The sequence below is a fragment of the Acidithiobacillus ferridurans genome, from assembly GCF_003966655.1.
Lineage (GTDB): Bacteria > Pseudomonadota > Gammaproteobacteria > Acidithiobacillales > Acidithiobacillaceae > Acidithiobacillus > Acidithiobacillus ferridurans.
This window is the reverse complement of record NZ_AP018795.1, coordinates 1359365-1371972: the sequence shown is the minus strand read 5'-3', so window position 1 is coordinate 1371972 and position 12608 is coordinate 1359365. Positions and strand designations below refer to the sequence as shown.

Genomic DNA, 12608 nt, shown 5'->3' with positions numbered 1-12608 from the left:
CTTGTTGACGATATAATTATACAGTAAACCCTTATGGATTGCGGCCATCAGGCCTTTCGCCATTACCAGATCACACAAAATCATGGACCGCGCCCGAGCGCAAAACGACGAAGCTCATGGCGGTGCCCGTGACATCCGTGGCGGTCCTGGGGAGGTCGTACAGCGGTCGAAGTCGGCCCCACATCTTGGCGGGAGAACAAATGCTGTTCATAATGGTGCTATCAGGGAATAGCTGTGACATTGCCAGCAGAGAGGGTGGAAGATGGTGCGCTGGTTTCTTACTGCATTGGCGCCACTGATTAGTGCATCTGCCCCGACTCTGCGCCAGTATGGAATCTGGGCGATTATCGTCATCCCGCTTGTTGAACGCAGTGAAGCAGTAATGGACATCATGCGGAACATGTACAGTCGGGTATATCCATAGTATGGGAGGGTGAGCAGGTGATCAGGATGCGTTTTATTGTAGCCATATCGCTATGGGCTTGGCTCGGAAGCGCGATGGCTGCGCCTCTTTTGCTTTTTGGCGTTCCACTGCAGGACGCGACGCGCGCGACGCTGACGCCCGCTTTAGAGAAAGCGGGCCTTCCCCCTATTCCGAATGGTCCCCAGCAATGGTTCGATACCTACCGAATAAACGGGCAGATGCCACAGCTGCAAGGCGCAAGCAAGTTTTCTGTGAAGTATGACAGACACAACCGGTTTGCGCTTGCGGAGTATAAATTTCCCAGCTTCGGGGACACCAGGCAGGTCCAAGATATTATCGCCATGGTTACATATAAATACGGACCGCCCAGCAGTATAATTGGCGAGATCAACCATGGGCCAGTCGTGGCACGCTGGAAAGAGGGCGGCAGCATGGAAATCAAGGTCTGGCGAGGGTGGCCGATAACCACCACGTACATGGATTTTGAGAATGTCGCCATTGTTAATGCGATGCGCGCGGAAAGACGCACCGGTATGCACGGTTCATTGCCTGCCCGGATGGATGCAGCGCCCATCAATGAAAATCAAGAATGGGAACCCCCGTCACCGGTGGAACAGGTTGCGCAGGCCAACAATCAAACCGTTCCGACGTGGCTCGTATGGGGGATCATTGTGTTCTTTCTCGTGCCCGCGGTGGGGATGGTCATTTTCGGTCATTTTCTCGCCAGGGTGACCCGCATCCCGCCCTTTGTTGTGGCCGCACGCGTTTTCTTTGCCCGGCTGGTCCAGTTTTTTCGCAGGCCTGGGTGGTTTCTGAAAGGACGGCAGGGCCGCTAACCGGTGTTATGTCTTCTTACAAAAGACTCATCGTCGTCTTGGTTCGTGAGTTTATGTCGGGTCGGAGCTGCGGCCCTGGAAAGTGTTTAGTCATAGTTTCAACCCAATGATAATGCCCCAAAGAAGACCATTCGCTGCCGCCGCGAGTATGTCCAGAGTATCATGAGATAATACCAGATAGGCAGCACTGCCACAGAGCACCGCACCGGCGACCCCGTAAGCCGTCAAGTCACGCAACTCTTTGGCGCCAGGAGTGAACGACCAATTCCATATTCTGCGCGCTATGGACCAGAGGTATTGGATCAGGCCGCAGCGCATGCGCAGATCCCTCCATAAGGGACGTTAGATATCCAGCATCTCCCCATATTCAGTGGGAAAGTTCCACAACGGCGCTCGCGATAAAAACACTCCACATGCCTAGTCTGAGCGTAATGACCCGAAAGGTATCATAAGCTGATCGTAGCCTTCTGGACAGGAGGATGTCACCTTTTCTCCGTTGAAGCCACCTCGGCACCTGCATGCCTGTGATCGCCGCTGTCACGGTGCCGCATCCGGCGCCCGCCGATCTACGTCAACCACCTTGTTCAACCGGTCAGGATTAGTATATCATGATCGATGGTTGGTAAATTTAGTGCATACGGTCAGCCAGGTATGACATGTTAATAAAAATTAATGTTGGTGATATTAGTGGAGGCGTTACCGGGCTGGACAAATCAGAGTAAGGGCACGAATCAAACAGTGAGGATATGACCATGGATATATTCAGCCTTCCACATTTGATTATTTTGTTGTTGATTGTCATGGCACTTTTCGGGACATCGAAAATAAAGAATATAGGAGGAGATCTAGGCTCCGCCATAAAAAGTTTCCGGCAGGCGATGAAGGATGAAGAACAGCAGCAGGGATCGCCAAAAACCGCCGGACCCATGCCTAAGGCAATCGAGCACGGCGCAGATGCAGAGACAGGAGAAACCATCGCAAAAAGTCTTCATAGCAAATCATGACATAGTAGCTAAACGGTATAATTCACCATGTGGGTGATCAGCGCAAGATACGGAGTCACGCATGCGCAGGGGGGCGTCTATACGAATTGGGCACAGTGGCGCAAGCCTCGCCCAAGCGCTCGCAAAACATTCTCGGAGAGCGTTTTTTCAGCGATGCATCTGCCAAGGGTACGCATGGCGTGCTTCCTCCGGCAGTTGAGGATGGATTCTGTTGCTTTTTAGTAAACAAGCGGTGACACTTCATGCGCTAACACTACCGCCTCGGTAAAGGTGGCTGGGCGAGTACCCGGGCTGATAACAGGCCGCCTGCTGAAACCTGACCGGGCGCCCGGTCAGGTTATAGATTACCCACGGAATAAGCCATGGAAAATGAAAAAGTAGTCGTGAACCATACTGAGTCCGCTGATGAACGGATAACCCAACATAGTTGGAAAGATATACTGGAACCGCCGGCAAAAGGCAAAAACAAGGCGCGATATTTTATTACCCCGGTCATTATCGGACTTATTGTTGGGATACTATCTTTAGTTTTTATTGACATAATGGACTTTTTTACACGATGGTCTTTGGGTATCGTTGCGCATTTCATCCCGCCGCGTTCGTCCGGTTTTGGTGGTGGTGGAGCCCAGGCGCCCTATACCTCCGCTCCAGGCTATCCTTTCATGATTCCTCTGGTCGAAGGAATGGCCGGGTTCATTTCCGGCATACTGTCTTATTTTATGATTAAAAAGCCGGGGAGCCTTGGTGCTAACAAAGCGATTCGCGCTTACCACGAAAATCCGGAATCCCTCACTTTAAAGGAGGCGTTTACCACGCTTTTTACGTCAGCTATGGTTCTTGGTTCTGGCGGGCCTTCTGGCCGCGAGGGCGCGGTAAGCATGGTGGGCGGCAGCGTCGGCGTATTCATTGCCAAGCTGCTCCGGCAAAAACCCCACGAAGTGCGCGAAGCTTTGGCCATAGGGGTCGGCGCCGGGCTGGGAGCGATGTTTAAGGCGCCTCTCGCGGGGGCAATTGCTAGTAGTGAGATATTTTTCAAGCACGATTTCGATATCGAAACGATCATCCCCGCGTTTGCCGCATCAGCCGCAGCTTACCTGGTGGTAGCCACCAAGGTAGGATTTTCGCCGCTGTTCCGCATAGGTGTTTTGCCAGTACACAGCTTTGAGTTGAGATATATTCTGTGGTTTTCCATTTTTGGTATTTTTTCCGGTCTGATTGCCCGCTTTCTGTTGTGGGTGTTTTATTATATTTCTGATTTGTTCAAGAAACTGAAACAGCCGATCTATGTCAGTGCCCTGATCGGCGGTGTCCTGGCCGGCTGCATTGGTTTGTTGTCTTCTTATGCCATAGGCAACGGCTATGGCTGGTTGCAGCTGATCATGGACCACAAAATCTCCCCTGGGGTATCCGAATTAACGCTAGGTATAATCTGTGTCATTCTGGCCATGTCTCTGAATGCCGGCTCGGGGGCATCCGGCGGGGCCTTTAGCCCAACGGTGGTTATCGGTGGGCTCTCAGGCGCCTTGTTCTGGCATTTTGCGAAGGTGGTTTCCCCTGACGTCAATATACCCATTGCCATGTTTGTGGTGGTCGGCATGATGGCGGTCTTTTCCGTAGCGGCCAACGCGCCCTTGTCTACTATCGTCATGATCACCGAAATGACGGGGAGCTATGGTGTACTTCTGCCCGCCATGCTTACGGTAGGAATAGCAATGATGTTTGGCGGTGAGCATTCATTATTCAACGCACAGCACGACCACCGGTCAGCATCAGACCACGCCAACTCATAATGTGACGAATTTATAGCGCTATATCCGTATATCAATAGCGTTGTCGCTAACCGTATGGACATGCGATATGTTGGCAGACATTTGGGATGATAGATTCTGCTCATAGTATGAAATGGCTTCGCGGTCATCACATATCTGTAAGGTGATGGAAACGCTTCCGGTGATGGCTGCATGTATCGGACATTGGTGTAGCATTCTGATCAGGATCACTTTATCATCAGGTGATAATTGCAATGGTAATGTCAATGTAATATTGATCCCATCAATCCGCACCGCGCCAGTGGTTTTTACAGTTGTGCAGATGCTCATCAGGCAGGTTGCCCTTAAGTCCCGTCGTTCCAGAAACCGTAACGTGAGTTCCACAAGACATTGGCCAAGCGCCATGTTGAGCAAATGCAATGGGGTGAGTTGTATATCTGGCAAGCAAAAGTTTAAGGATATATTCTCAGAATCGTCTAGCCGGCATGCCGTAATATTGCGCTCACCGTCCTTGAAAATATGAACTACAGTTTCTTTTCTGCTCATTGGATGCTCCTGGTTCTCGTAATAAAACATCAGGTCAGAGCAGTCAACGCCGCCCGCAACACCTCTTCATTGAGGCCCAATGGCCCGTCCATACGGATGTGCATACCGGGAATCATCACCGCATCAACCAGACGCGGAAGGTCTTCCCGGAGATGGCGCCCCGGCTCCAGAACAGAGGGGATATTCTGAAATTTCTGATACCGCGGCCATATTCCTCGTGAATGGCGTCCGTTAGCATGGGGTGCCACAGTTCCAAGTAACATAGGCGGATAGGGTGCTCCGGATGGATTGCCTTCAAGTCGGCCGCCAGGATCTCAAACGGAAGGCGCCATTCCGGGTCACGGGACCCATGCGCAAGCAGCAAATGGGCTTCCATGGTCATGCACTGCCAACCGCGGATAAATACCACTGTTTTTGGCCAAAGGAGTCATCGGAAGCGGGGTTCATTCCGTGTGATAACTGTTGCGAAAGGCGTACCGCCTCACCCACAATGAGGATTGCCGGGCTGCCCAGATCTGCTTCGTGAATGGCATCGGTCAGATCGCTTAATTTGGCGTACACATGGCGCTGCTGCGGCAAAGTTGCCCATTGCATGGCCAGCACTGGCGTATCCGGGTGCCGTCCACCGGCGATCAAGGCGTTCTGAATCCCTGTTATGCGGGCTATTCCCATATGGATGACCAGGGTGTCTGCTGCCTTTGCGATATGATGCCAGTCCACCGGTGGGGCATCCGCGGCTTCGTGCCCCGTTACGAACAGGACGGATTGGCTGATGCTGCGGTACGTCAGCGGTACGGCGGCACAGGCTGCCGCCGCAAGGCCGCTGGTGATGCCGGGCACTATTTCGTAGTCGATGTCGGCCGTCCACAGTGCCATGCACTCCTCACCACCGCGTCCAAAAATAAACGGGTCACCCCCCTTGAGGCGCACTACACGCATACCTTGCCGCGCGGCGCGGATCATCCGCGTCTGAATGCTCACTTGAGAAGCAGAAGGCTTGCCGCCCCGTTTGCCTACATCCACCAATTTGGTGTCCGGCCGGGCCATGTCCAGAATGCGTGGATTGACCAGGGCGTCGTGAAAGATGATATCGGCCGTACCCACAAGGGCGGCCGCCTTCAGGGTCAGCAGGTTGGGGTCACCCGGACCCGCCCCGACAATCCAGACTTTCCCGCTGTTACCAAAGCTTCCTCTGCTCACAGCTGGGGCCCTCCGGCGATCAGCCGCCGCCGTTGGCCGGTTGATCCGGCATCTTGCGCGGAAGGTCGCGCCAGCCCAGGTCCCATACCCCGGGAAACCGTATTTTTAACGTTCGGATACATGCCCCACCCCGGAATCGTCGAGACGGATCATCCCAGCCGCAACAGTTTGATGTGTCACTTCGTCGATCAAAATAAACGCTCCGGTTGCGCGAATGGCGTCATATGCATCAGCGGCAAGCGGCTGCTGCACATTCAGCGTGATGCTGGCGATATCGTTCAGCTGCAAGGCATCGGCCGGACGCTTCTGTTGCGTGTTGATATCGAGCAACGCATGGATTTCTACGACGCGCGCGGTGACTTGCCGGGTTGTGTGTTTCAGCCAGTACTTGCGATGCAGATCAAGCGGATCCTCCGACAACCAGCAGACATCGGCGGTGACGGTTTTGAGCAGGTTGGCCGGACGATCGGCGGACGCGAGCATGTCGCCACGCGAAATATCCAGGTGTTCCTGCAGCAACAGCGTTACCGATTGGCCGACGACGGCCGATTCCAGCGACTGATCGAGTATCAGAATGTCTTTCACGGTCGCCGCCGATCCTCCTGGTTGCACCACTAGCCGATCGCCCCTGCGGACTTTTCCAGCTTCGATACGGCCCATGTAACCGCGGAAGTCGTTGGCTTTGTGGCCGTTGTGGCGCGCCACCAGTTGTACCGGAAAACGCAGCGGTTCGTCATGGCATGCGTCATAGACGCTCAGGGATTCGAGCAGCTCGATCAGCGTTGGCCCCTGATACCAGGGCATCCTATCGCCCGCAGTGACCACATTGTCGCCCACCAGGGCGGACAACGGAATCGTGCGGATATCCTTCAGGCCCAGCCGTTGCGCGAATTCCCGGTATGCCTGCACGATGCGGTCATACACCGCCTGGTCGTAATGCACCAGATCCATCTTATTGACCGCGACCACGACATGTTCGATCTGCAATAGGTGGGCGATGGTCGAATGGCGCTTGGTCTGCACCAGCAATTCCACGCTGCCATCGTCGCCCATCTTCACTTTCGAGACATCGATCAGGATGACGACAGCGTCAGCGGTGGATGCTCCGGTCACCATGTTGCGCGTGTACTGTTCGTGACCAGGGGTGTCGGCGATGATGAACTTGCGCCGGGGCGTGGCGAAGTAGCGGTAAGCGACGTCGATGGTGATGCCCTGCTCGCGCTCGGCTTCCAGGCCATCCGTCAGCAGCGACAAGTCGATCGTGTCGCCGATGGTGCGCCGGTGCCTGGCATGCGATATCGCGTCCAGTTGGTCGGCAAAAATACCCTTGCTGTCGAACAGCAGACGGCCGATCAGCGTGCTCTTGCCATCATCCACCGAACCGGCAGTAATGAAGCGCAGCAAGCCGCGCTCTCTCGTCAGCTCCGGAAAAAACGGTTTGGGAATGGTCGCGCTCATCAGAAATATCCTGCCTTCTTGCGTTGTTCCATCGATGCTTCCGATGTCCGGTCATCCATCCGGGTTGCACCGCGTTCGGTGATTTTGGTCATGGCGGTCTCGGCAATGATGGCCTCGACGGTAGCGGCATCCGACGCCACGGGGCAGGTGCATGAGATATCGCCGACCGTACGGAAACGCACGACTTGGGTCTCGATCACCTCGCCTTCTTTGGCCGGTGTCAGCGTGGTCAGTGGCACCAGAAAGCCGTTGCGCGGAATGACCTGGCGCTCATGGGCAAAATAAATCGGCGGCAGTGCCAGTTTTTCGCGGGCGATGTATTGCCAAACGTCCAGCTCGGTCCAATTGGAGATCGGGAACACGCGCATATTTTCGCCAGGATGAATGCGGGTATTATATAAATCCCAGAGTTCCGGGCGCTGCGCCTTCGGATTCCACTGCCCGAACTCATCGCGGAATGAAAAAATCCGCTCCTTGGCGCGAGCCTTCTCTTCATCGCGACGGGCGCCGCCGATGCAGGCAGCAAACTGAAATTCAGCAATGGTCTCCAATAGCGTGACGGCCTGCGCCGCATTACGCGAATCGCTTGCGGGATTACGCAGACGCACGGTGCCACGCCGGATCGACTCCTCGACTGAGCGCACGATCAGTTGCTCGCCCAGTTCAGCAATGCGTCGGTCGCGGAATTCGATGACTTCAGCGAAGTTGTGGCCAGTATCGATATGTACCAGCGGAAACGGGAACTTTCCGGGGCGGAAGGCCTTCTCGGCGATGCGCAGCAGCACCACCGAATCCTTGCCGCCGGAAAACAGCAGCGCCGCTTTACCGCATTCGGCCGCAACCTCGCGCATAATGTGAACCGCTTCTGATTCCAGCCAGTCCAGATGGTGATTGCTAGCGGCATCGAGAACAAGTTTTTCGGCTGTAGTAGGCATCATATTTGTCCTGAAGTTTTTTGTGGTGTTGCTGGCTTGGCGCGGACCAGTTTGCCGCCAACGACATGCAGGCCACACTCTCTGGTGGCCGGATTCTCCCACCACCAACGACCCGCGCGGATATCCTGGCCGGGGGAGATGGCGCGCGTGCAGGGGGCACAGCCGATGCTGGGGTAACCCTGATCATGAAGACGACTGTGGGGCACCTCAAAACGACGGATATAGTCCCAGACTTCTTCGCCATGCCAATCGGCCATGGGATTAAACTTGGCCAGCTCGTGGGCCGCATCCCATTCCCGAACGGCGAGGTCTTGCCGCGAAAGCGCCTGCTCCCGGCGCATTCCGGTCACCCAGGCCCTTTTACCCCGCAATGCCCGCTGCAGGGGTTCGACCTTACGCATATGGCAACAGGCCTTGCGCAATTCCTGGCTTTCATAAAAGGCGTTGGGCCCGTGTTCCCGGACATAGCGCTCCACTATCCCGTGTTCCGGGAAATACACCTGGATGGGGAGGTCGTAATGCTCCCTGGTTTCCTGCATCAGTCGGTAGGTTTCCTCCGGTAAACGGCCGGTATCGAGGGTGAATATCTCTATCCATGGCGCATGCTTCGCAATTAGGTCCGTGAGCACCATATCTTCCGCCCCAAAGCTGGTGGCAAAAGCCGCCGGTGCGTATGGCGCGTTGCGCAATTCCCCGAAAAGGAGGAGCACATCCTGTATCCTGGTTCCTAGACTCATGGATTCCTCACCGTCTCCCTGTATGCGGAAGGCCTGGATCTGGCGGCAATAAATCCTGTCGCCGGACAAAGTCCCCGAATGTCTCGCCGGCCCAGCGCTGGCCGGCAAAGCGCTTCAACAGGGGGCGCAGGGTATCCAGCAGAGCTGCTTCATCCAATGCCTCCCGGTAAAGTGCATTCAGGCGCATGCCGGTCCGATCGCCGCCCAGATAAAGATCGTAAAGGCCGGGCGCTTTGCCGACCAGGCCGATCTCCGCGAGATAAGGCCGGGCGCACCCGTTGGGGCATCCGGTCATCCGCACCGTCAACGCTTCTCCTTCCAGACCGGTCTCGGCAAGCAACGCCTCGATGCGATTCAGAAAAACCGGCAAATAGCGCTCGGCCTCGGCCATCGCCAGGGGGCAGGTGGGCAGTGCCACGCATGCCATGGCGTGGGTGCGGACGGGGGCGAGATTCAGCAATCTGTCAAGCCCGAATTCAGCAAGCAAGGTTTCGACAGCCGGGCGTTCCGCGGGGGAAATGCCGGCGATCAGCAGATTCTGATTGCAGGTCAGCCGGATTTCGCCATGGTGCAGGCGTGCGAGTGCATCCAGCCCGCTGAGGAGCGGAATATCACCATCGGTAACCCGGCCACCGGGTATGAAGAGGGTAAGACAGGCTGTTCCGTCATCATTTTCGAGCCAGCCGAACCGGTCTCCCGAAGTCTCGAAGTGGAACGGGCGCGGCGGGGCCAACGGAAATCCGGTGTGTTGCTGCACCTCTTCCATGAAGCGGTCCAACCCCATACGGTCTACCGTGTATTTGAGGCGGGCGTGGCTTCGATTGCTTCGGTCACCGTGGTCACGCTGGGTAATGAGCACGGCTTCGGCTATAGCCAACACCTGCTCGGGGGCGCAAAATCCGCAGACATCCGCCAGCCTCGAGTAGGTGTCGGGTTTGTTGTGGCTACGACCAAGGCCTCCCCCAACGCAAACATTGAATCCCGCCAGTCGCCCCTCCTCGTGTATGGCGATGAACCCAAGATCCTGCGTGAACACGTCGACGTCGTTGTGCGGCGGCACAGCGATGGCAATCTTGAACTTGCGCGGCAGATAGGTAGGCCCATACAGGGGATCCTCCTCCGGTGCAGTTATCTGTTGGCCGTCCAACCAGATTTCATGATAGGCCTGGCTCTGCGGCAGCAGGTGCTCGGCAATTTTCTGCGCCCAACCGTATGCCTCTGCATGGAAGGCGGAGATCTGAGGGGCGGAACTGGCGATGACGTTGCGATTAACGTCGCCGCAGGCGCTGACCGTATCGAGCAGTTCCCGGTCGAGGGCTTGCAGCACCGGCCTGAGATGCGGCTTGAGCAGTCCGTGAAATTGTATGCTCTGTCTGCTGGTGATACGCAGGCTGGCGTTGCCGTAGGTGCGGGCGATGTCGCCCAACGCCAGCCATTGTGCTCCGCTTAACACGCCGCCCGGCAGGCGCAGCCGGGCCATGAATTGATACAAGGGCTCCAGTTTCTGCTGGTGGCGTTCCGCCCGCAGGTCGCGATAGTCCTGCTGGTAAATGCCGTGGAACTTGATGACCTGAACGTCGTCTTCCGCCAGTGCACCGGTGACAGGATTGCGCAGACTCTCCCGCAACGTACCGCGCAGTCCCTGGCTCTCCGCCTTGATCCGTTCCACATCGGAAAGTGCTTTGTCATTAATAGACATCTCGGTGATATCTCCCCGTCTGTTTCAATTCCAGAATATATTCCTCGGCCTGAACCTGCGTGCGCCCGGCCGACTGAACGATATCCACCAGAGATTGATGTACCGCCCTGCCCATCGCTTCGGCCCCGCAGACATACACGGCGGCACCTTCTTCCAGCCATGCGAACACGTCACCGGCACGCTCCCGCAAACGGTCCTGGACATATATCTTGCGTTCCTGGTCACGGGAGAAAGCGACGTCGAGCCGGGTGAGGCGCCCATCCCTGAGCCAGCGCAGCCACTCCCGCTGGTATAGAAAATCGGTGCTGAAGTGACGGTCCCCAAAGAAAAGCCAGTTATTTCCGGCAGCGCCCAATGCCTCCCGTTCCTGCAGGAAGGAACGAAAGGGGGCCACCCCGGTCCCTGCTCCAATCATGATCATCGCCTGTCCGGAATCTTCGGGTAGTCGGAATTCGGCATTGGATTCGATAAATAGAGGTACAGGCCGGCCGATGGCGACACGATCCGCCAAAAATGTCGAGGCAACCCCCAGACGCTCCCGCCCGTGGCTGCTGTAGCGGACGGCGGCGACCGTCAGGTGGACTTCGCCCGGGGCGGCGAGGAGGCTGGAGGCGATGGAATACCGCCGCGGCGGCAAGGGCCGTAGGCAGTCGGCGAAGGATTGCGCACTAAGTCCCTTGACGGGGTATTGCCCGACGATGTCGACGACCTCCCGGCCGTCTATCCAGGTGTCGAGACTGTTGACATCCCGCCCGGCAATCGCACTTTGCAAGGCCTTCGCGTCACTCAGGCGCGCGTAACGCTCCAGAAAGGGCCATGTGATTCTGGTGATTTCATAGTGCGCGGCGAGAGCCTCCGCCAACGGCACTTCACCCCGTCTGGTCCGTACGGAGGCCTTGTGGTCCAGCTCGAGTCGATCGAGCAGCTCTTCTACGAGTTGGGGCGGATTGCTTGGAATAACAGAAACGATATCGCCTGGTGTGTAGTGAAGGCCAGATTCGTCGATGTCCAGTTCGAGATGCCAGACTTCCCTGTCCGACCCGCGGCCGGAGAGATTCACCTTGCTCAGCAGGACGGCGGGGAAAGTGGCATGGCTCGAGTATCCCTGTTTCAGAATGGGGGCCGGAAGCGGTACTGCCGGAGAGGGCTTGCCGGTGGTGATGGTCCCCAGAACCTGCTCCATCCAAGACGTGGCATCCTCTTCGTAATCGACGTCACAATCGACCCGGGGGAGGAGGCGCTCGGCACCGGCGGAAGCGAGGGCCATATCGAACGCCTTTCCGGCCTGGCAAAACTTTGGATAGCTGGCATCGCCCAATGCCAATATGGCAAAGCGGCTGCCATGCAGATCCGGAGCCGGCCCATCGGTCAGTGAAGCCAAAAGCGCGCGGGCACTGTCAGGTGGCTCACCATCCCCGTGTGTACTGACAATAAGCACGATGACGCGATCCCGGCGCAATTGCGCACGACCATACGTCAACATGTCCTGAATGCTGGTTTGCACACCCATCGCCTGGGCTCTGGCCGCCAAAAGTTCCGCCAACCGCTTGGCGTTACCGGTCTCCGTGCCAAACAATATAGTGATCTTTTCTCCGGTACCCCCTTGTATTTTTGAGGCAGGCGCACTTTCCCCAAAACCCGTCAAATAGCCGCTGGACCACAGCAATTGTTCGCGAGTCATGCCCTCCGCAAAACGTCGCAGGTCCTCCTGCTTTCGCGGGTCCAGCAGAAAGTCTGATTGTCGGATCAATTCCATTGCAGCACCATGATATTGTTTGTCGCCATGATTCATCGCACCGGCTCGGTGAACATCAGGGACAAAGCCTAATCGACGGCGTACAAAAGCTGAAAGACCGATATATTATATCGTTATGCTTATTGGTTTGGATGATCGACATCCGACGAACGGGCAAAGGCATCGTTGCGCCTGCGCTGCAGATGCGGCAATGCACCCGGACCCCAACAGTCCAGGCACTGCCGACAGCCCTCCATACCTCACT

General features: G+C 56.4%; 12 protein-coding genes. 3 read left to right on the top strand and 9 right to left on the bottom strand.

Features of this window, described 5'->3' with window-relative positions; translation table 11 throughout:
• Nucleotides 1–450 precede the first annotated feature (450 nt).
• Entirely contained in the window at nt 451–1260 is an 810-nt protein-coding gene (locus AFERRID_RS07110; protein ID WP_126604692.1) for a hypothetical protein, read from the top strand.
• Nucleotides 1261–1350: 90 nt separating this feature from the next.
• Here AFERRID_RS07110 and AFERRID_RS07105 read toward each other — a convergent pair whose 3' ends face one another.
• The gene (locus AFERRID_RS07105) at nt 1351–1578 is read right to left on the bottom strand and encodes a hypothetical protein (RefSeq protein WP_113526429.1); all 228 of its coding nucleotides are present in this window, start codon (nt 1576–1578) and stop codon (nt 1351–1353) included.
• 434 nt (nt 1579–2012) lie between these two features.
• On the opposite strand from AFERRID_RS07105, the gene tatA reads away from it, so the two are divergent.
• Both tatA and AFERRID_RS07095 read left to right on the top strand, forming a co-directional pair.
• Nucleotides 2013–2264: a twin-arginine translocase TatA/TatE family subunit gene (tatA, locus tag AFERRID_RS07100; RefSeq protein ID WP_113526430.1), complete on the top strand. Its 252-nt coding sequence runs from the start codon at nt 2013–2015 to the stop codon at nt 2262–2264.
• A gap of 362 nt (nt 2265–2626) precedes the next feature.
• The gene (locus AFERRID_RS07095; protein ID WP_126604691.1) at nt 2627–4054 is read left to right on the top strand and encodes a chloride channel protein; all 1428 of its coding nucleotides are present in this window, start codon (nt 2627–2629) and stop codon (nt 4052–4054) included.
• 18 nt (nt 4055–4072) lie between these two features.
• On the opposite strand, the gene AFERRID_RS07090 is transcribed toward AFERRID_RS07095, so the two are convergent.
• The 8 genes from AFERRID_RS07090 to AFERRID_RS07055 all read right to left on the bottom strand — a co-directional run bounded on the left by AFERRID_RS07090 (nt 4073) and on the right by AFERRID_RS07055 (nt 12364).
• Complete coding sequence (locus tag AFERRID_RS07090; RefSeq protein ID WP_113526432.1) at nt 4073–4579, bottom strand: OsmC family protein; 507 nt, start codon at nt 4577–4579, stop codon at nt 4073–4075.
• A 115-nt stretch (nt 4580–4694) separates the two neighbouring features.
• Complete coding sequence (locus tag AFERRID_RS07085; protein WP_226833162.1) at nt 4695–4955, bottom strand: sirohydrochlorin chelatase; 261 nt, start codon at nt 4953–4955, stop codon at nt 4695–4697.
• 2 nt (nt 4956–4957) lie between these two features.
• Nucleotides 4958–5779, bottom strand: a complete 822-nt coding sequence (gene cobA, locus AFERRID_RS07080; protein WP_113526434.1) for a uroporphyrinogen-III C-methyltransferase — start codon at nt 5777–5779, stop codon at nt 4958–4960.
• A gap of 105 nt (nt 5780–5884) precedes the next feature.
• On the bottom strand, nt 5885–7237 hold the full coding sequence (locus tag AFERRID_RS07075) for a sulfate adenylyltransferase subunit 1 (RefSeq protein ID WP_126604690.1): 1353 nt from the start codon (nt 7235–7237) through the stop codon (nt 5885–5887).
• Nucleotides 7237–8175 carry a sulfate adenylyltransferase subunit CysD gene (cysD, locus tag AFERRID_RS07070; RefSeq protein ID WP_197722486.1) on the bottom strand — a complete coding sequence of 313 codons (939 nt, stop codon included), beginning with the start codon at nt 8173–8175 and terminating at the stop codon, nt 7237–7239. The genes AFERRID_RS07075 and cysD overlap by 1 nt, the downstream gene beginning before the upstream one ends.
• Nucleotides 8172–8909, bottom strand: coding sequence for a phosphoadenylyl-sulfate reductase (locus AFERRID_RS07065; protein WP_126604689.1), 738 nt, complete (start codon nt 8907–8909; stop codon nt 8172–8174). The genes cysD and AFERRID_RS07065 overlap by 4 nt, the downstream gene beginning before the upstream one ends.
• Nucleotides 8910–8916: 7 nt before the next feature.
• Nucleotides 8917–10608: an assimilatory sulfite reductase (NADPH) hemoprotein subunit gene (gene cysI / locus AFERRID_RS07060; protein WP_113526438.1), complete on the bottom strand. Its 1692-nt coding sequence runs from the start codon at nt 10606–10608 to the stop codon at nt 8917–8919.
• A complete protein-coding gene (locus AFERRID_RS07055) occupies nt 10598–12364 on the bottom strand; it encodes a diflavin oxidoreductase (RefSeq protein ID WP_126604688.1) in 1767 nt (588 codons plus the stop codon). Before AFERRID_RS07055 ends, cysI begins: the two co-directional genes overlap by 11 nt.
• Nucleotides 12365–12608: the final 244 nt, after the last annotated feature.